13 protein-coding genes are annotated in these 18697 nt (G+C 71.2%); 5 read left to right on the top strand and 8 right to left on the bottom strand.

Features of this window, described 5'->3' with window-relative positions; all coding sequences use genetic code 11:
* Window positions 1–57: 57 nt before the first annotated feature.
* Both TSO221_RS09710 and TSO221_RS09705 read right to left on the bottom strand, forming a co-directional pair.
* Window positions 58–672: a hypothetical protein gene (locus TSO221_RS09710; protein WP_109118285.1), complete on the bottom strand. Its 615-nt coding sequence runs from the start codon at window positions 670–672 to the stop codon at window positions 58–60.
* A 177-nt stretch (window positions 673–849) separates the two neighbouring features.
* Window positions 850–3453 (bottom strand): glycosyltransferase, encoded by a 2604-nt coding sequence (locus TSO221_RS09705; RefSeq protein ID WP_109118284.1) that lies wholly within the window; start codon window positions 3451–3453, stop codon window positions 850–852.
* Window positions 3454–3846: 393 nt separating this feature from the next.
* Here TSO221_RS09705 and TSO221_RS35910 point away from each other — a divergent pair, with 393 nt between their 5' ends.
* Entirely contained in the window at window positions 3847–4017 is a 171-nt protein-coding gene (locus TSO221_RS35910) for a hypothetical protein (RefSeq protein ID WP_199229427.1), read from the top strand.
* A 114-nt stretch (window positions 4018–4131) separates the two neighbouring features.
* Complete coding sequence (locus tag TSO221_RS09700; RefSeq protein ID WP_158284039.1) at window positions 4132–4545, top strand: hemerythrin domain-containing protein; 414 nt, start codon at window positions 4132–4134, stop codon at window positions 4543–4545.
* A 45-nt stretch (window positions 4546–4590) separates the two neighbouring features.
* Here TSO221_RS09700 and typA read toward each other — a convergent pair whose 3' ends face one another.
* Window positions 4591–6423, bottom strand: a complete 1833-nt coding sequence (gene typA / locus TSO221_RS09695) for a translational GTPase TypA (RefSeq protein ID WP_109118282.1) — start codon at window positions 6421–6423, stop codon at window positions 4591–4593.
* 252 nt (window positions 6424–6675) lie between these two features.
* On the opposite strand from typA, the gene TSO221_RS09690 reads away from it, so the two are divergent.
* A complete protein-coding gene (locus tag TSO221_RS09690; RefSeq protein ID WP_109118281.1) occupies window positions 6676–8508 on the top strand; it encodes an autotransporter assembly complex family protein in 1833 nt (610 codons plus the stop codon).
* Between the two features lie 260 nt (window positions 8509–8768).
* Window positions 8769–13121 carry a translocation/assembly module TamB domain-containing protein gene (locus TSO221_RS09685; protein ID WP_109118280.1) on the top strand — a complete coding sequence of 1451 codons (4353 nt, stop codon included), beginning with the start codon at window positions 8769–8771 and terminating at the stop codon, window positions 13119–13121.
* A 7-nt stretch (window positions 13122–13128) separates the two neighbouring features.
* Here the strand turns inward: TSO221_RS09685 and TSO221_RS09680 are convergent, their stop codons facing one another.
* From TSO221_RS09680 to TSO221_RS09665, 4 genes are all read right to left on the bottom strand, one after another.
* The gene (locus TSO221_RS09680) at window positions 13129–13956 is read right to left on the bottom strand and encodes a methyltransferase domain-containing protein (RefSeq protein ID WP_247877984.1); all 828 of its coding nucleotides are present in this window, start codon (window positions 13954–13956) and stop codon (window positions 13129–13131) included.
* A gap of 24 nt (window positions 13957–13980) precedes the next feature.
* Entirely contained in the window at window positions 13981–14292 is a 312-nt protein-coding gene (locus TSO221_RS09675) for a hypothetical protein (protein ID WP_109118279.1), read from the bottom strand.
* Between the two features lie 145 nt (window positions 14293–14437).
* The gene (locus TSO221_RS09670; protein ID WP_109118278.1) at window positions 14438–14773 is read right to left on the bottom strand and encodes a hypothetical protein; all 336 of its coding nucleotides are present in this window, start codon (window positions 14771–14773) and stop codon (window positions 14438–14440) included.
* 136 nt (window positions 14774–14909) lie between these two features.
* Window positions 14910–16487, bottom strand: coding sequence for a gamma-glutamyltransferase family protein (locus TSO221_RS09665; protein WP_109118277.1), 1578 nt, complete (start codon window positions 16485–16487; stop codon window positions 14910–14912).
* Between the two features lie 106 nt (window positions 16488–16593).
* On the opposite strand from TSO221_RS09665, the gene TSO221_RS09660 reads away from it, so the two are divergent.
* Window positions 16594–17331 carry a protein phosphatase CheZ gene (locus TSO221_RS09660; protein ID WP_146208749.1) on the top strand — a complete coding sequence of 246 codons (738 nt, stop codon included), beginning with the start codon at window positions 16594–16596 and terminating at the stop codon, window positions 17329–17331.
* A 4-nt stretch (window positions 17332–17335) separates the two neighbouring features.
* On the opposite strand, the gene TSO221_RS09655 is transcribed toward TSO221_RS09660, so the two are convergent.
* A complete protein-coding gene (locus TSO221_RS09655; protein WP_109118275.1) occupies window positions 17336–18286 on the bottom strand; it encodes a transglycosylase SLT domain-containing protein in 951 nt (316 codons plus the stop codon).
* Window positions 18287–18697: the final 411 nt, after the last annotated feature.

Here is an 18697-nt window from a genome sequence, read left to right as displayed (position 1 = left end):
CGAGCGCGTGGGGGGCGCGCATCGGAGGTATGACGTGTCGCCGCGCCCGCTCGGATGTCAGATGTCCAGCACCAGGGTGGGCCGGACGCCGTGGTGCATGCTCAGCAGAACATGCAGGTACACCGCCAGTTTGCGCGCCCGTTCGGTGTGCTGGGCGAGGCAAAGGCGTAGCTGCTCGGCGAGGATGCGGTTCTCCTCGGCCTCGGTCAGTGGCTGGTGGGGGTGCACCGGGGCGGCGACGTTGACGATGCGGTCGTGGTCGACCGGCACCTCGGCCTGCGGGTCGGCCAGCAGCTGTTCGGCCGCGTGCGTCTCGTCGTGCCCGGCGTCGGCTCCTGGCGGCGGGGGCGCGTCCGGTTCGGGCGGCGGCGCGGCCGGCGGCTCGACGGACGGGGCGGCGCCGACGACGTGGTTGCGGATGTTTTCCTTGACGCGCGCCCGCTGCTGCTCGCTCAGGCTGTCGAGCTTGTCTACCTCGTCGAACAGCAGGTCGTAGACCCGGCGGCGCCGCGGGTTCGGCGGCTCCTTGCGGCGGCGGTCGGAGGCTTCCTGCTGCTGCTGCTGGCGCTGCTGCTCGCGCCGGGGGCGGCGGTCGGTAACGGACTCCGCCCGCTCCACCACGCCGGTGGGGCGCACGAAGTGGTTCGACGAGCCGACCGATCCATCGCCCATTGTGGGCACGTCCTTCAGCGGCGGTCGATTCGACCGCACACGTAAAGGCTACGCTCTTAGGTGGCGGAGTCAAGATCGGCGGGGGGTGGGTGAGCGCCGCTTCTCGTCATATACTCCCCCCAAAAAAAACGGGCCCCGCACCGCGGAGCCCGTTTCCAAAGCAAGATCGCGCTGCCCTCAGTGCGCCGCCTCGACCGGGACCGGCTGCGGCCGGCGGTGGCCGAAGTGGAACTCCCGGAAGACGTTGATCAGCGAGGTGATCAGCGCCGCCAGATAGGGCAGCGACTGCACCACCAGCAGGCCGGACCACATGAAGGCGTCGCGGTTCTCGTGGCCGAACACCAGCACGATGGCCAGCGCCGCGCCCCACAGCGCGACCAGCAGCGCGATCTCCTCCTGCGCCATCAGGAAGACGGCCATCAGCGCCGGCTTGTCCTCGCACTTCGGCGTGCGGACGAACGGCCGGCCGGAGGTGAACATGCCCAGCCACATGGCGCGGCCCACGGTGTGCGTCAGTGCCATGCCGGCGACCGCCGCCCCCACCTTGTCCCAGAAGCCGCACTTCACCCGCGCCTCGTAGAGCCACAGCGAGGCCGCCACCTTGAAGGCGAAGACGCTCAGCGTCGGGATCATGAAGGCGTTGGGCGGGAATTCGAAGTACTTGGGGAACAGCAGCAGACCCAGCGACCAGATGATGCCGGCGATGCCGAAGATCATATGCGCGGCATCGGCGAACCACGGCAGCCAGCCGGTGATGAAGTGGTACTTCTGCCCGCCGTTCAAACGCTTGCCGCGCGGCGCCAGCTCGCGCCAGTGGTGCTTGAGGATCTGCACGGCGCCGTAGGCCCAGCGGAAGCGTTGCGTCTTGTAGGCCGAGAAGCTGTCCGGCACCAGACCCTTGCCGAAGCTCTCCGGCATGTAGACCGCCTCGTAACCGTGCTCGAACAGGCGCAGGCCGAGGTCGGCGTCCTCGGTGATGCACCACTCGCCCCAGCGGCCGGTTTCCTCCAGCGCGGTCTTGCGGATGATGGTCATGGTGCCGTGCTGGATGATCGCGTTGCGCTCGTTGCGCTGGATCATGCCGATGTGGAAGAAGCCGGCGTATTCCCAGTTGATCATCCGCTGGAACAGGTCCTCGTCCCACTCCCGGTAGTCCTGCGGCGACTGCACGAAGCCGACCTCCGGCCGGTCGAAGTGCGGGATCGTCGCCTTCAACCAGTCCGGGTGCACCTGATAGTCGCTGTCGATAACGGCGATGTGCTGCGCGTCCTCCGCCGTCACGGTCAGGCCGAAGTTCAGGGCGCCGGCCTTGAAGCCCGGCCAGTTGTCCAGGTGGAAGAAGCGGAAGCGCGGGCCGAGCTGCCGGCAGTACTGCTCGACCGGCTTCCACACCTCGGGATCCTTGGTGTTGTTGTCGAGCAGCAGCACCTCGAAATTCGGGTAGTCGAGGCGGGCCAGGGCGTCCAGCGTCTCGATCACCATGTGCGGCGGCTCGTTGTAGCACGGCACGTGGATCGAGACCTTGGGCGCGGTCGGCAGCGGGGCGGCGGAGCAGGGCTGGAACTTGCGGCGGAAGCTCTCCTGCCACACCACCTCGGTCAGCTCCAGCCCGTCGATCAGCATGACGCAGAGCAGCACCAGCTGGCAGAAGATCAGGAAGCCCCAGGCGATCTCGGTGGTGGTGGCGAGGCCGGCGGCGGACGCCGCGGTCACCGTGAACACCAGGACCGAGCCGACCGCCTGGATCAGCGCGCCGTAGAACAGCAGGCCGCCCACCTTCAGGTCGCGCCGGCGGCCGAGGAAGAACACCAGCGGCAGGAACGACACGGCGATCGAGGTGGCGCACATGTACGGCCAGTTCTTGACCTCCAGCACCTCGCCGGCCATCGGGAACTTCGGCGCGCGCCACGCGTCCCACAGGCCCCAGGAGGTGCCGGCGGTGCCTTCGATCTCGCGCTTCCAGGGCTGGTCGAACGCTTCCATGATGAAGTAGTCGAGCCGGTTCTGCGCCGCGACGTTCAGGAATGTGCGGATGAACTTGGCCTGGTTGACCTGGCTCGCCTCGGCGCCACGGCGCCACGGGCCGTCGGCCGGCCAGCCGATTTCCGAGATCAGGATGTGCTTGTTCGGGTACTTGGTCTTCAGCTCGTTGTACCGGAACATGGCGTAGTTGACGGCGTCGTCGATCGGCACGCCTTCCCAGTACGGCAGCAGGTGGATGGCCAGGAAGTCCACCGCCTCGGCCAACTCGGGGTGCTGCAGCCAGACGTGCCACGGCTCGGCGATGGAGACCGGGACGGCGACCTTCTTCTTGACGCGCTTGACCAGCTCGATCGCCTGCGGGACCGAGATGTCGGTGCGCAGGATCGCCTCGTTGCCGACCAGCACGCGGCGCACGTTGTTGTTCTCGCGCGCCAGCTTGATCAGGCCGTTGATCTCCGGCTCGTCGATCTCCGGCTTGCCGGCGATCCAGGCGCCGGCGGTGACGGGCAGGCCGTACTTGCGGGCGACTGGCGCCACCTGCTCGGAGCCATCGGTGGTGGAGTAGGTGCGCACCCCCTTCACCGAGCCCTCGAGGGTCGCCATGTCCTTGTCGATGTCGTCGGCGTTGCCGCGGTCGCCGCGGGTCGGGCTCTTGTTGGGGTCGTGGAACGGCGTGTAGGAGACGCCATTGATGGCGCCGCCCCACGACCGCTCGGCCACCGGCCGGTTCCACAGCGCCCAGGCCCCGACGTTGCCGAGGATCACCAGGATCAGGACCGCAATCGCTCTCTTGCGCATCGGTATCGACGTTCCCCGCACCTAATTGCCCGGCACAGCTCGGTTGTTCCGGTCGCAGTCCAGTGCCATCCGAAGCCATCGCGACGATACGGACAAAATCAGGACCGCACCCGCTTCGACCTCGGACCGAACCCGGCACGCCATTGGTTGCTGAAATCCGCCGCAAACCCAAAGGCTTGCGTCATGTCGACCGGTTCTGTGGGAAACGGTCGTACATTTTATACACTTTTCGGTGCGGTGCAACCATGGCCGCTCATGAACGCTTGCCGCAGGGCTCCTATTCCATCCCGGGCGCGTTCGCCGCATCAACGCGCGAAACCGCTTTCTGTGCCCTGACCGAAATCAAACCGCCGCTGTTTATGGGGCAGCGACCATCAAACCCAGGAGGAGGTCATGGAGGACAAGCGGAAGGACGACGCCCCGTCGCGCACCGCCCAGCGCATCGAGGACGAACTGGTCGACAAGACCGGCCGCGCCGCCGGCGACGCCGACAAGCCGGTGCAGGAGAAGTTCGACGACCTGGGCGAGCGGGACGCGGTGAAGCGGTCGGGGGGGCGGGCGTAGCCGCCCCCTACCCAAAAGAGGTGCGCGGATCTGCCGCCTGTTCGGCGGATTGCCGGTGCTGATACGCTGATGGTCCGCCCATACGACAATACCAATCCGGGAGGAGGCGGTATCATGACCACGCACCACGCCTATCGCCGCCAGCACGGCGAGATCCAGGCGGCCATCGGCGCGCTGACCACCCTGCTGCGCGCCCAGGACGCCGCCAGCCGCACCTTCGACATCCGGGTCGCGCTGAACGACCTGTCGTCGAAGGTGAGCGACCACCTGATCCTGGAGGACCGGGTCCTCTACCCGAAGCTGCGCGAGCACCGGGACGAGCGCGTCCGCGCCGCGGCCGCCGAGTTGCAGGACGAGTTGAACGGCCTGCACACGGTGTGCGACCACTACTTCAAGGCCTGGTCGAACGTGACGAGCATCGCCGCGCGCTTCCCCACCTTCCGCGCCGAGACGCGGGCGGTTCTGGCGCGGCTGGAGGAACGGATGAAGCGCGAGGACGAGACGCTGGGGCCGGTGCTGGAGCAATAAAAAAGCGCCCTCCCCGCGAGGGGAGGGCGCTTTGCGATGCGTTGCTCAGCCCTCGGCCGCCGCGCGCTGGTGGCGCTTGCGCTCGTTCGGGTCCAGGTAGCGCTTGCGCAGGCGGATCGACTTCGGCGTCACCTCGACCAGTTCGTCGTCGGCGATGTAGGACAGCGCGCGCTCCAGCGTCATCTGGATCGGCGGGGTGAGGCGCACCGCCTCGTCCTTGCTGGTCGTGCGGATGTTGGTCAGCTGCTTGCCCTTGATGACGTTGACCTCGAGGTCGTTGCCGCGGGTGTGCTCGCCGACGATCATGCCCTGATAGACCGGAACGCCCGGGTCGATCAGCATCGGACCGCGGTCCTCCAGGTTCCACAGCGCGTAGGCCACCGCGGTGCCGTCGGAGTTGGAGATCAGCACGCCGGTGCGCCGCGCCGCGATCGTCCCCTTGTAGGGGGCGTAGCCGTGGAACAGGCGGTTCATGATGCCGGTGCCGCGGGTGTCGGTCAGGAACTCGCTGATGTAGCCGATCAGGCCGCGCGACGGCGCGTGGAACACCAGGCGGGTCTTGCCGCCGCCGCTGGGCCGCATCTCGATCAGGTCGGCCTTGCGCTCGGCCAGCTTGTTGACGACGGCGCCCGAGAACTCCTCGTCCACATCGACGACGACCTCCTCGATCGGCTCCAGGCGCTGGCCGTTCAGCGGGTCGTTCTGGAACAGCACGCGCGGCCGGCTGATCGACAGCTCGTAGCCCTCGCGGCGCATGGTCTCGATCAGGATGCCCAGCTGCAGCTCGCCGCGGCCGGCCACCTCGAAGGCGTCGCCGCCCTCGGTGTCGCGGACGTGCAGGGCGACGTTGCCCTCGGCCTCGCGGTACAGGCGGTCGCGGATCATGCGGCTGGTGACCTTATCGCCCTCGCGGCCGGCCAGCGGGCTGTCGTTGACCGAGAAGGTCATCGCCAGGGTCGGCGGGTCGATGGGCTGGGCCTCCAGCGCCTCGGTGACGGCGGGGTCGCAGATGGTGTCGGCGACGCTGGCCTCCGACAGGCCGGCGATGGCGACGATGTCGCCGGCGACCGCCTCATCGACCGGCACGCGCTCCAGGCCGCGGAAGGCCAGCACCTTGGAGATGCGGCCCTGCTCGATCAGCGTGCCGTCGCGGCTCAGCGCCTTGACCGCCATGTTCGGCTTCGCCTTGCCCGACTGGATGCGGCCGGTGAGGATGCGGCCCAGGTACGGGTTGGCCTCCAGCGTGGTCGCCAGCATGGAGAAGGGCGCGTCCGCGCTCTCGACGTGGTGCGGCGGCGGGACGTGGTCGCGGATCAGCTCGAACAGCGGGTTCAGGCTGTCGCGGGCGCCGTTCTCCAGGTCCGTGGTCGCCCAGCCGTTGCGGCCCGAGGCGAACAGCGTCGGGAAGTCCAGCTGCTCGTTGGAGGCGTCCAGCGAGGCGAACAGGTCGAACACCTCGTCGTGCACCTCGTGGGCGCGGGCGTCGGGGCGGTCCACCTTGTTGACGACGACCATCGGGCGCAGGCCGAGGCGCAGCGCCTTGCCCAGCACGAACTTGGTCTGCGGCAGCGGGCCCTCGGCCGCGTCGCACAGCAGCACCACGCCGTCCACCATGGAGAGGATGCGCTCCACCTCGCCGCCGAAGTCGGCGTGGCCCGGGGTGTCGACGATGTTGATGCGCAGGTCGTTCCACAGCACCGACGTGCACTTGGCCAGGATGGTGATGCCGCGCTCGCGCTCCAGGTCGTTGGAGTCCATGGCGCGCTCGGCCACCTGCTGGTTCTCGCGGAAGGTGCCCGACTGCTTGAGCAGCTGATCCACCAGCGTGGTCTTGCCGTGGTCGACGTGGGCGATGATGGCGACGTTGCGGAGATTCATGAGTCTGTTCGGTCTCGGTCGGCCGGCGCCCTTCGTTGCGGGCGGTATGCCCATAACAAAACGGCCCGCCAAGTTGTCCTGGTGGGCGCCGCCGGGTGGTGTGTCTGTGCGCCGCAATATAATGATTCGGACGCGCGGGGCAAGGGCGGATGCATGACGGTGCGGTGACAGGGCCTAGATCAAAGGTGGGAAGGGGTTGAAACCGGGGCCGCGGCTGCGGATGTTCAACCTGCCACGCTCAAGCCCGGACGAATGACCCGCGCCCGCTTCCCCGCCGCCCTGCTTCTCGCCCTCGCGCTGCTGCCATCCGCCGCCCGCGCGCAGGACGAGGTGTCCAAGGTCCCCTACGAGGTCGAGCTGACCGGCCTGGAGGGGGACGACACGCTGAGCACGCTGCTGCGCGAGTCCTCCTCGCTGTTCGAGCTGAAGGAGGACCCGCCGCCCTCGGTCATCGGGCTGGAGCGGCGCGCCGACGCCGACCGCGACCGGCTGGAGACGGCGCTGCGCTCCGCCGGGCACTACGACGCGCGGCTGGAGATCCGCGTCGATCCGTCGGTGCAGCCGGCCAGGGTGTCCATCGCCGTCGAGCCCGGCCCCGCCTACCGCTTCAAGGCGGTCACGGTGCGCACCGGGAGCGGCGCCCCGCTGCCCGGCCCGGCGATCACCGCCGACGAGTTGAGCCTGAAGCCCGGCGAGCCGGCCCGCGCGCCGCAGGTGGTGGATGCGCAGAACAAGCTGGTGCAAACGCTGGCCGGCCGCGGCTACGCCTTTGCCAAGGTGACCGACCGCCGTGCCGTGGTCGACCATTCCGACCGGACGATGGACGTCACCTTCGTGGTCGAGCCCGGCCCGCTCGCCCACTTCGGCAGCACCCGCATCGAGGGATTGGAGCAGGTCGATGAGAGCCTGGTCCGCGGCCGCCTGCCCTGGACTCCCGGCGAGCCCTACCGGCCGGCCCTGATCGAGCGGGCGCGCACCGACATCGCCAAGCTCGGCGTCTTCGACACGGTGCGGGTGCAGCTGGCCGACCAGCCGGGCCCCGACGGCACGACGCCGGTCACCGTCAGCGTCGCCGAGCGCAAGCGGCACGTGCTGGGCGCCGGCGTCGTCTACTCGACCACCGACGGGCTGGGCGGCAACGTCTACTGGGGGCATCGCAACCTGTTCGGCGGGGCGGAGCAGCTGCGCCTCAGTCTGGAGGTCGGCCGCCTGACCGGCGACAGCAGCAGCACCAGCAAGCTGGACCTGCCGGACCTGCGCTTCGGCGTGAACTTCCGCAAGCCGGACTTCCTGGCGCCGAAGCAGTCGCTGGTGCTGGACTTCTCGGTGGTCACCGACAACCCGCCGGCCTACGAGCGCGTCGCCGGCCTGCTCACCGCCGTGATCGAGCGCGAGATCAGCGACGCCCTCAAGGTCTCCGCCGGCCTGACGTCGGAGCGCGGCCGGGTGCGCACGGCCGAGCGCACCTACCAGGTGTCGCTGCTCGGCGTGCCGCTGGGCGCCACCTACGACGGCACCGACAACCTGCTGAACCCGACCAGGGGCTATCGCCTCGCCGGTACGCTGACGCCGTGGTTTCCGGTGGGCGGCAACGAATCCACCCGTCGCTTCCTGGCGGGCACCGTCACCGGCTCGGCCTATTACGACGTCGTCGGCGACGGGCGCTATGTGGCGGCGGCGCGGGTCGGGCTGGGCAGCATCGTCGGCGCGCCGCTGGCCGACATCCCGCCGGACCGCCGCTTCTACGCCGGCGGCGGCGGCTCGGTGCGCGGCTACGGCTTCCAGAAGGCCGGGCCACGGAACATCGCCAACGACCCGACCGGCGGGCGCTCGCTGGTGGAACTGGGCGTCGAGATGCGCGTCAAGATCACCGACACCATCGGCCTCGTGCCGTTCCTCGACGCCGGCACGGTCAGCGACCGCAGCGTCCCCGGCCTGCAAGGGCCGCTGCGCGTCGGCACCGGGCTGGGGCTGCGCTACTACACCGACTTCGGCCCGCTGCGGGTGGATGTCGGCGTGCCGCTGAACCCGGAGCCCGGTGATTCCCGCTGGCAGCTGTACCTCAGCCTGGGGCAGGCGTTCTGACGGGAATAATTTTGTCATTTCCGGATCGGCGGGAATCCGGGCGACCGTTCCCGTGTTCACCCTGCAACATCCTCCCCCGCCTCCGGCGGGGGAGGATGGGACCCGCGCCGCAGGCGTGGGAAGGTGGGGGCGACGACGCGGGTGGCAGGCGTTGATTCTCGCGCGCCGCTGCCCCCACCCTCCCGCGGCGGGGCCGCGGGTCCCTCCCTCCCCCGCCGGAGGCAGGGGAGGGGTTAGGGCGGAAGAGGAAAGATGCGGTCTTGAAGGTTCTGCGTTACGCGCTTTTCGGGCTTGCCGGCCTGCTGCTGCTGGTCGTCGTCGCTATCGCTGCGGGGGCGGCGTGGCTGCAGTCGGACTCCGGCCGGCGTTGGCTGGTCGCCTCCATCGAGGGTGCCGCCTCCGGCCCCGACTCCTCGTTGCGGCTCGGTACCCTCACCGGCGGCGTGCCGTTCGACCTGACGCTGTCCGAGGTGCGCATGGCCGACCGCGACGGCGTCTGGCTGACGTTGCGCGACGCCCACGTCGCCTTGAACCCCTGGGCGCTGCTGCACCGTCGCGTCGAGGTCACCGCGCTGACCGCCGCCCAAGTCGCCGTCGAGCGTCCTCCGGCCCCCTCCAGCGAGCCGCAGCCCACCAGCTCCTCCCAGCCTAGCCTGCCGCGGCTGCCGGTGTCGGTCGCGGTGGACCGCCTGTCGGTCGGCGAACTGCGGCTGGGCGAGGCGCTGCTCGGCGAGGCGGCGGTGCTGAGCATCGACGGCGACGCCCGGCTCGCCGGCGGAGGCGGCGGGCTGGACGCCCGGCTGGCCGTGGCGCGCATCGACGACCGCCCCGGCCGCGCCGCGCTGACGCTCCGCTTCGCGCCGGACGACCAGCGCCTCGGCCTCGACCTCAAGGCGTCGGAGCCGGCCGGCGGCGTCATCGCCCGCCTGTTGAACATCCCCGGCCTGCCGCCGGTCGAGGCGACGCTGGACGGCGAGGGCACGCTGGCCGACTGGAAGGGGCGCCTGACCGCCACCGGGGGCGACGTGGTCAACCTCACCGCCGACGCCGCGGTGAAGGCCGATCCCGGTGGCCACGTGGTGACGCTGGACGCGCGCGGCGACGTGGCGCGGCTGCTGCCGTCCCCCGTCGCCGACCTCGTCGGCCCGGCGCCGACGCTGACCGCCGAGGTGCTGGTTGCCCCCGACCGCACGCTGAGCCTGCGTCCGGTCACCGCCGCTGCTGCCGCCGGCACCGTGCGCCTGAGTGGCACGGTCAACCCGGAGTCCCCGCGGCTGAATCTCAGGGCCGAGGTCGAGGCCGGGCCGGACTCCGCCCTGCACGCCCTGGCACCGGTACGCTGGCGCGACGCGCGGGTGACGCTGACCGCCGACGGCACCACCGCCGACCTGCCGTTCACCGTCGCCGTGCGCGTCACCGACGTCGCCGCCGACGACCCCAAGTTGGCCTCCGTCACGGGACCCGAGGTGGCCTTGGACGCCAAGGGCCTCGTGCAGACAGACGGCGGGCGGCTGCGGCTCGACGGCCTGACGCTGGCGACGGCTGCCGGCACGGTAACGGCGAGCGGCTCCGCCGCCGGCTGGGGGCAGACGGCCGATGCGGCGCTGCGCGTGGCGTTGCACGACCTGTCCAGGCTCTCCGCCCTCGCCGGCCGCCCTCTGGGCGGAGCGGCGGTGATCGAAGGCCCGGTTGCGGTGCGCGACGGCGCGGTGAGCGCCGACCTCGGCGGCCGGGTGGCGAACTTCTCCACCGGCACGCCGGCCGACGCGCTGCTGGGCGACGAGGCGCAGCTGACCCTGAAGGCCGCCACCGCGCCGGACGGCCGCGTCACCGTCAGCGACCTGCACGTCGAGGGCGCCGACACCACGCTGACCGGCACCGCGGCGCTGGCTGACGGCCGGCTGGAGGCCGACGCGACGCTCGCCCTGCCGCGACTGGAGCCGGTCGGCGCCGTGATCGAGAAGCAAGTGCAGGGCGGCGCCACACTGGACCTTTCGGCGCGCGGTCCGCTCGACGCGCTGGAAGCCCGGGCGCACCTCACCGGCCGCGGGCTGGTGTTCGACGGCCGCCGCCTCGGCGACGCCGAGCTGACCGTCACCGCCGCCGGCCTGCCCGCGGCGCCGCGCGGCACGGTGCGGGCGCGTGTACACTTCGCCGGGACCGGGCTGGCGCTCGACGGCGGCTACGCGCTGGACGACAACACGCTGAAGCTCTCGGATCTGGCGCTGGTCAGCGGACCGAACCGGGTGGGGGGCTCCGTCGCCGTGGCGCTCGACGCCGTGACCGCCACCGGCCGGCTGGAGGGCACCCTGCCGGCACTGCGCGCCCTGTCGGAACTCGCGGGCATGGGGCTGGACGGTGCGGCGGGTTTCGCGCTGGCACTCGACGGCAAGGGCGGCAGGCAGGCGGCGACGCTCACCGCCGACGCCAGCGGCCTGCGTGTCGAGGGCGCCGACGGGCCACTGCTGGCGGCGCAGAGCCTCGCCGTGTCCGGTGACGTGGCCGACGCTCTGGGTGCCGCCGCCGGCAAGGCGCGTGTCGAGCTGCGGGACAGTACCCTGGCCGGCATGCCGGTGAGCGGCCTCACCGCGTCCGTCGACGGCTCGCTCGCCAAGGCGCGCTTCCAGGTCCAGGGCAGCGGCGGCGGCGGGCGCGAGCCCGGCACGCTCGACCTCGCCGGCACCTTTGCCCAGGAGCGCGGCGTCAACCGCATCCGATTGGAGCGGTTGGAGGCCCGCGCCGCGGGTCAGGCACTGCGCCTTGGGCAGCCGGCGTCCGTCGACGTGGCCGAGAACCGCTACGAGGTCAGCGGCCTGCAACTGCTCAGCGGCAACGCACGCCTCACCGCCGACGCGGCGCTGACCGGCAGCCGGATGAAGGGCACGGTGCGGGTGGACCAACTGCCGCTGGCGCTGGCCCGGCTGTTCGACCCCACCTTGCAACTCGACGGCGTGCTCAACGCCACCGCCGACCTGTCGGGCACGCCGAAGGCGCCTTCGGCCGACGTCTCGGTGCGGGTGGCGGGGCTGCGCGCCGCGGCGACGCAGCAGGCCGGCGTGCCGGGCCTGGACGTCACCGTCGACGCGCGCTGGCGCGGCGAGCGGCTGAACGCCACCGGCGCGATGGTCTCGCGCGGTGGCGACGGGCGGCTGAACCTGACGGCGACGCTGCCGCTGGTGCTCGACCCGCAGACGCTGGTGCCGGCGGTGCCGGAGCGCGGCAAGCTCGACGCCACCGCCACCGGCACCCTGCAGCTCAGCCTCGCCAACGACCTGCTGGCGGCGTCGGGCGACCGGACGACGGGCACGCTGGCGCTCGACGTACGGGCCGGCGGCACGGTGGGGGCGCCGCAGCTCGGCGGCACCGTCACCATCGCCAACGGCCGTTACGAGAATCGGGCGTCGGGCGCCGTCATCACCGACATCGCGGCGCGCGTGGTCGGCAGCGGCGACGTCTTCACCGTGCAGTCCTTCTCCGGCCGCACGCCGGGCGGCGGCACGCTGTCGGCCGAGGGCGTCATCCGCCCGGCCCCGCGTGAGCCACGGCAGCTCGACCTCAAGGTGCGGACGCGCGGCGCGCGGCTGGCGCAGATCGACATGGTCACCGCCAGCGTCGGCGCCGACCTGACCCTCACCGGCACCTTCGCCAAGTCCGCGCTCGCCGGCACCGTCACCATCGACGAGGCGGAGGTGCAGCTTCCCGACCGCCTGCCGCCCAACGTGGTGGACCTCAAGGTCGTGGAGATCGGGCGCGGCGCCCCGGCGCCCAAGGACTACGCGGTGATGGCCGGCAGCTCGCGCACGGCGCCGCCGAAACGCAAACCCGGCGCGCGCGCCACCCCGGCCTCCGTGCCGGCCGAACCGCCGCCCGCCGCCGCGCCGGCCGGGCCGGAGATCGGCCTGGACGTGACGGTCGCCGCCGACAACCGGATCTTCGTGCGCGGCCGCGGCCTGAGCGCAGAGTTCGGCGGCCGGCTCAAGGTCACCGGCACCGCCGACCGGCCGTCGGTCACCGGGCGCTTCAGCATGCTGAAGGGTACGTTGGACCTGCTGGCCAAGACCTTCACCTTCAAGCGCGGTTTCCTCGACTTCGACGGCAACTGGCCGGTGGATCCGCGCCTCGACCTGTTGGCCGAGGCCACCGCCAACCAAGTAACCGCGCAGGTGCAGATCAGTGGCACCGCCAAGCAGCCCAAGCTGGAACTGACCTCGCCGCAGGGCCTGCCGCAGGACGAGGTGCTGGCCCGCGTGCTGTTCGGCAAGTCGGCCGGCTCGCTGAGCGCGGTGGAGGCGGTGCAGCTGGCGCAGAGCGCGGCGGCGCTGGCCGGCATCGGTGGCGGCTCCGGCCTGCTCGACAAGGTGCGCAAGGGCCTCGGCGTCGACCGGCTGGAGTTCACCGGTGGCGAGGACGGCAAGGGCGGCGCCGTGCAGGCCGGCCGCTACGTCAACGACCGCGTCTACGTCGGTGTCGAGCAGGGGGTGGGCGCCGGCAACGCCCAGAGCCGCGCCAAGGTCGAGGTCGACATCACCAAGAACCTCAAGGCGGAGGCCGGTGTCGGCACCGGCACCAACAACGACACGCGCCTCGGCCTGAAGTTCGAGTGGGATTACTGACGGGAACTCACGCCACGCCCACGCCGATGCGGACGTGCGCCGGCAGGGGCACCGTGTCGTCCTGGGCCAGCGCGTCGAAACGGGCGGCGATGTCGGCCTCCAGCGCGGCCCGTTCGCGTGCATCCAGATCGGCGATGCGGGCGCCGAACAGCATATCCAGCGTGGCGCGCCAGAAGGGCTGGCCGCGTGGCGCCTTGCGCGTCGGGGTGAGCGCGGTCTCCGCCGCTTCGGCGAATCCCGCCCTGGCGAGGTCGGCGGCGAGGCTGCCGGGCTCGGCGTAGCGGAACAGCGGGCCGATGCCGTGCACCGGGTCGGGGCCCAGACGGTCCTCCACCGCGCCGCCGACCGCTGCGAACAGCGCGTTCTCCGCGCGCGGCCCCCACACCATGAAGGCGGCGCGCCCGCCGGGCTTCAGCACCCGCCGCACCTCGGTCAGCGCGCCCACCGCGTCGGGCACGAACATGATGCCGAAGCGGCAGGTGACGGCGTCGAACGCGCCCGCACCGAAGGGCAGGGCCGTCATGTCCGCCGCGGCGAAAGCCGGGCGCGGCTCGGCCGCGGCGGCGCGACGCACCGCTCCGGCCAGCATGGCGGGCACCAGATCGGTGCCGAGCACGAACCCCTCCGCCCCCGCGCGCCTGGCGGCGCTCAGCGCCGGTTCCCCGGCGCCCGAGGCGAGGTCGAGCACCACGGCGCCCGGCCGCACCCCCGCGGCGTCCAGCAACGGCTGGTTCAGCTTGTCGGCCAGTTCGGCCATCGGGTCGGCCCAGCGGTCCCACAGGTCGGCGCTGGCGGTCCAGCGCGCCTTTTCGGCGTCGGCGTTCGGAAGGGTCATGGCTGGATCGTCAAGGGGGCATCGTCAATGCAGCAGGCGGGCGGATCCGCCGGGGCCGCGCAGCGCGTCGCCGTCGGCGAGACGCTCGCCCAGGGCCGCCAGTTCTTCCGACAGGCGGCGGTTGGAGTCCGTCAGCGACTGGATGCGCAACTGGGCGGCCTGCTGGTCGGCAGTGAGCGCGGCGACGTTCTCGGCCAGGCGCTTCACCTGCTGCGCCTGCCGTACCGTGCCCTCGTTGAGGCTGCGGCGGATCGAGCCGACGGCCACCAGCACGACGACGCTGATGGTCACGCCGGCGACGATGGAGACGATGGCGAGCCCGGTGACCCAGTTCATGGCCTTTGCCGTTCATCCGGTACAACGGATCAAGCGGCAAGCATCGGCCGATTCAGCGGGCGGGTCAACACGTCCGAACAACGAAAACGCGCGGACCGGGGCTTTGATGCCCTGATCCGCGCGGTGGTGGAGCCCGGACGATGGATCAGAGGATGCCGTCGGCGGTGCGCGGCTCGACGGCGACCTTCATCTCCTTGAGGTGGTCGGCGAAGGCGCGGACCACCGGCATGATGCGCTGCGTCTGGTCGGGGGTGACGTGGGCGTCGGTCTTCAGCACGATGGTCGGCGCCTCGCTCATCAGGCGCTTGGCGCGCATCGGGCCGACCTTGTCGTCCAGGAACATGGACAGGCCCATCAGGATGCCCAGCGTCACGTCGTCGGGCTGCTTCGGGAGGGCGAGCACCTCGTGCAGTTCCTTCAGGAGCGTGTAGGCGACGATGGAGGTGCGTTCGATGGTATCGACGTCGGCGGCCATGGGCATCAGGCAGGTCCTTCGAAACCGGGCGGTGGGGCTGTAACCGCCACGAGGCTAATCCGGTTTTCGTAACCAAAGCATTAACCATCAGCTTGACCATTCGCCCGAGTCGCCGCGGCATGTCCGGGGCCGGACGCCGCGTTCACCAGCCCAGCGCGCAGCCGTCCTTGCGCGGGTCGGAGCCGCCGATCAGCACGCCGCGCCGCCGGTCGATGCGGATCGCCTGCCCGCCGCCGATCGGGCGCGGCGACCATTCCATGCGGTGGCCGCGGCGCGCCAGATCCTCGTATACCGCGGGAGGATAGGTGGTCTCGATCGACAGCACGCCGTCCCCGGCGAAGCTGCGCGGCAGCTCCAGCGCCTGCTGCGCGTCCAGCCCGCGGCCCAGCACGTCGACCAGGAACTGGGCGTGGCCGGTCGCCTGGTACTGGCCGCCCATGACGCCGAACGGCATCACCGCGGCGCCGCCCTGCGTCACCATGCCGGGAATGATGGTGTGCAGCGGACGCTTGCCCGGCGCCACGCTGTTCGGGTGGCCGGGCTGCAGCCGGAAGGCGCGGCCGCGGCATTGCAGCAGCACGCCGCTCTCCGCGTCGGTGATGCCGCTGCCGAAGGAATCGAACAGCGAGGCGATGAACGACACCGCGTTGAGATCGCGGTCGACGGCGCACAGGTACACCGTGTCGCGGTGCGGCACCACCGGCGGCGGGAAGGGCAGGGCGGCGTCCGGCCGGATCCCGGCGCGAAGCTTGGTGGCGTAACGGTCGGACAGCAGCTCCGCCACCGGCACGTCGACGTGGCGCGGGTCGCCGACGGTGGCGTCGCGGCAGGCGTAGGCGAGCTTGGTCGCCTCGGCCAGCCAGTGCACGCGCTCCGCCTCATCCTCCGCGGTCTCGGCGGGGGTGCCGTTCAGCGCGTTCAGCATCATCAGCGCGGCGATGCCCTGACCGTTCGGCGGGCACTCGTGCACGGTGAAGCCGTGGTAGTCGGTGGAGATGGGCTCGACGTACTCGCAACGCTGGGCGTCGAAGTCCTCGGCCGCGTGCAGGCCGCCCAGCGCGCTCAGCGTGCGCAGCAGACCGTCGCGCACCGGCCCTTCGTAGAATCCGGCGCGTCCGGACCGGGCGATGCGGCGCAGCGTGTCGGCCAGCGCCGGGTTGCGGAACCGCTCGCCGACCTGGAACGGCCGCCCCTCGGACAGGAACAGCGCGCGGGTGGCCGGGTGGTGGCTCAGCCGATGGGCGTGCACCCCCCAGTCGCGCGCCACCCGCGGGTGGACGGGGCAGCCCTCCTCGGCCAGCTCGACGGCGGGGCGGAACAGCGCGTCGAGCGGGGTGCGGCCGTGGTCGGCGTGCAGCCGGCACCATGCGTCCACCGCGCCGGGGATGGTGACGGAGTGCACGCTGTCCATGCCGATGCCGGTGACGCCCAGCGCGGCGAAGCGCTCGGGCGTCGCCGCCCCCGGCGCCCGGCCGGAGCCGTTCAGCGCCAGCACCCTGCCGCCGGCCGGCGCGTACAGCACGAATCCATCACCGCCGACGCCGGTCATGTGCGGCTCGGCCACGCACAGCACGGCCACCGCGGCCAGCGCCGCGTCCACCGCATTGCCGCCGGCGCGCAGCGCGTCGAGGCCGGCGAGCGTGGCCAGCGGGTGCGAGGTCGCCACCATGCCGCGCTCGCCCACTGCGGCCGACCGGCCGGGCCGCTGGAAATCCCGCATCGCCTCTTCCTCTCCCTTTTTTGCATACAGCCATGTTGTACCGCCGGTGATTTTTGGCAAATACTCCAGGCCTGGAATTTCCGCGGGACGGCAGGGGGCGTGGGGGATGCGCGAGGAGGACTACCGCCAGCTCGAGGCGTTCATCGGCGGCACGCCGCAGGGACGCGCCTTCCTCGACGAGCACGCGCGGCGATCACGCTCCATGGGGATCGATGAGGTGCAGACGCTGCTCGGCGACCTGCGCGCCGCCTGGACGCGGCACGAGGCGGCGAGCCACGCGACGCGCCACATCACCGTGCTGCGCCACGAGTTGCAGGACATGAGCGCGTCCATCGTCCAGGCGCGGCGCGAGATCGCGGCGATCCGCCCGAAGGACGACGGCGACGACCGCATCGCCACCGCCGCCAACGAGCTGGACGCCATCGTGATGTCCACCGAGCGCGCCTCCATCGAGATCCTCGGTGCGGCCGAGCACATCATGGCGGCGCTGCCGGATCTGCGCGCGCTGCCCGGCGCGGCGGCCGCCTGCGACCAGATCGAGCACGAGGTGATGGGCATCTTCACCGCCTGCTCGTTCCAGGACCTGACCGGCCAGCGCACCACCAAGGTGGTCAACGCGCTGCGCTACATCGAGCAGCGCATCCTGAAGCTGATGGAGATCTGGGGCACCGACGGCGTCGCCGCCGCCGACCTGCCGTCCGGTCCGGTGGACGTCCGCCCGGACGCCCACCTGCTGAACGGCCCGTCGTCGGACGGCGTCGACCAAGACGAGGTGGACCGCCTGCTGAACGACGCCGTGCCGGCGCCGCTGGACCAGAACTCGATCGACGCGATGTTCGGGTAGGGCCTCATTCCGCCACTGTCTGCTCGGCCTTCTCCGCCACGGTGACCGGCGCCCTCTCCTTGCGCTTGCCCACCGCCTGCACCGCCGTCTTCGGCGCCGAATAGCTCAGCTCCGCCACCAGCTCCCGCGAGCCGGGGACGCCCGACGGATCGACCACGCCCTTGTCGTACGGGTGCCGGCGGATGGCGTAGACCGTGCGGATCTTCGCCACGTAGTCCTGCGTCTCGCGGTAGGGCGGCACGCCCTTGTACTGCACCACCGCGCCCTCGCCGGCGTTGTAGCCGGCCAGCGCCAGCGTCACGTCGCCCTGGAAGAAGGCGAGCAGCCAGCGCAGGTACTTCATGCCGCCGCGGATGTTCTCCTCCGGCTGGAAGACGTTGCGCACGCCGAAGCGCTCCGCCGTCTCCGGGATCAGCTGCATCAGGCCCATGGCGTTCTTGTTCGACACCACGTCGTTGCGGAACGCCGATTCCGCCGAGATCACCGCCAGCACCAGCTCCGGGTCCAGGCCGTAGGTCGGCGCCATCTTCTGCACCAGTGCCTTGATGTGCGCCGGCGGCGGCGTCGGCACCGCGTAGTAGCGGATCTGCGGCGGCTCGCAGCGGTCGGGTGCCTTGGCGCCGCCGGTGGAGGCCTTGTGGATCCAGGCGTTGCCCAGCTCCTCGTCGCGGAAGCCGGCGCCGCCCTTGAGGATCAGGCGCCCGGCCCGGCGCGCCGCGTCGGCGTGGCCCTGCCGGGCCGCCTTGCAGTAGAGGTAGAGCGCGCGGCGGCCGTCGCGCGCCACGCCCTTGGCGTCCTCGAAATGCTCGGCCAGCTCGAACTGCGCGCGGGCGCTGCCCTTGGCGGCCAGCGCCTCCAGCGCGCGGATGGTGCGGTCGATCATGGCGGCCTGCGCGGGCGCGGAGACGGCCACGGCCACTCCGGCGAGCAGCAGTCCGGCGAGGGTGCTTTTCATCAGGGAAAACCCGTGGTTTTGGCCGGCCCGGATGCCGCGCCGCGCCCTCGCGCGAACGGGGCAATCCGGGCGGACGAGGGAGGTATGAAGGAAGGCGTTGTGCGTAGTTCCAATGTCCGGATGGTCGGGACACCGGACATTCTGTATGGTCCCTTTCGGGCGGGCTCGCAGCGACGAAAGAAGAAAAAAGCCAACCAAAGAATCAACACAAGGGAGGAAACGCGGCATAATTGGCGGCATCGAACCGCTGATGGCTGCGACAGGGAGGGTTAGGCAGCTCACGCGATCAATCGTATTTCGCTTCGTCATCCCGCACTCTCTTACAAGGACCGGATGGGCGCGCCCATCCGGTCTTTTTCTTTTTGAAGATGCGGTCTCAGCCGCGCCGATGTGCGGGCGAATACGCAGCTA

Source organism: Azospirillum sp. TSO22-1, from assembly GCF_003116015.1.
Lineage (GTDB): Bacteria > Pseudomonadota > Alphaproteobacteria > Azospirillales > Azospirillaceae > Azospirillum.
This window is presented reverse-complemented; position numbering and strand designations above follow the sequence as displayed.

What these genes read in the sequence shown, in the direction of transcription:
- TSO221_RS09710 (WP_109118285.1), bottom strand. Translation starts at nt 672, where the DNA reads ATGGGCGATGGATCGGTCGGCTCGTCGAACCACTTCGTGCGCCCCACC.
- TSO221_RS09705 (WP_109118284.1), bottom strand. Translation starts at nt 3,453, where the DNA reads ATGCGCAAGAGAGCGATTGCGGTCCTGATCCTGGTGATCCTCGGCAAC.
- TSO221_RS35910 (WP_199229427.1), top strand. Translation starts at nt 3,847, where the DNA reads ATGGAGGACAAGCGGAAGGACGACGCCCCGTCGCGCACCGCCCAGCGC.
- TSO221_RS09700 (WP_158284039.1), top strand. Translation starts at nt 4,132, where the DNA reads ATGACCACGCACCACGCCTATCGCCGCCAGCACGGCGAGATCCAGGCG.
- typA (WP_109118282.1), bottom strand. Translation starts at nt 6,423, where the DNA reads ATGAATCTCCGCAACGTCGCCATCATCGCCCACGTCGACCACGGCAAG.
- TSO221_RS09690 (WP_109118281.1), top strand. Translation starts at nt 6,676, where the DNA reads ATGACCCGCGCCCGCTTCCCCGCCGCCCTGCTTCTCGCCCTCGCGCTG.
- TSO221_RS09680 (WP_247877984.1), bottom strand. Translation starts at nt 13,956, where the DNA reads ATGACCCTTCCGAACGCCGACGCCGAAAAGGCGCGCTGGACCGCCAGC.
- TSO221_RS09675 (WP_109118279.1), bottom strand. Translation starts at nt 14,292, where the DNA reads ATGAACTGGGTCACCGGGCTCGCCATCGTCTCCATCGTCGCCGGCGTG.
- TSO221_RS09670 (WP_109118278.1), bottom strand. Translation starts at nt 14,773, where the DNA reads ATGCCCATGGCCGCCGACGTCGATACCATCGAACGCACCTCCATCGTC.
- TSO221_RS09665 (WP_109118277.1), bottom strand. Translation starts at nt 16,487, where the DNA reads ATGCGGGATTTCCAGCGGCCCGGCCGGTCGGCCGCAGTGGGCGAGCGC.
- TSO221_RS09660 (WP_146208749.1), top strand. Translation starts at nt 16,594, where the DNA reads ATGCGCGAGGAGGACTACCGCCAGCTCGAGGCGTTCATCGGCGGCACG.
- TSO221_RS09655 (WP_109118275.1), bottom strand. Translation starts at nt 18,286, where the DNA reads ATGAAAAGCACCCTCGCCGGACTGCTGCTCGCCGGAGTGGCCGTGGCC.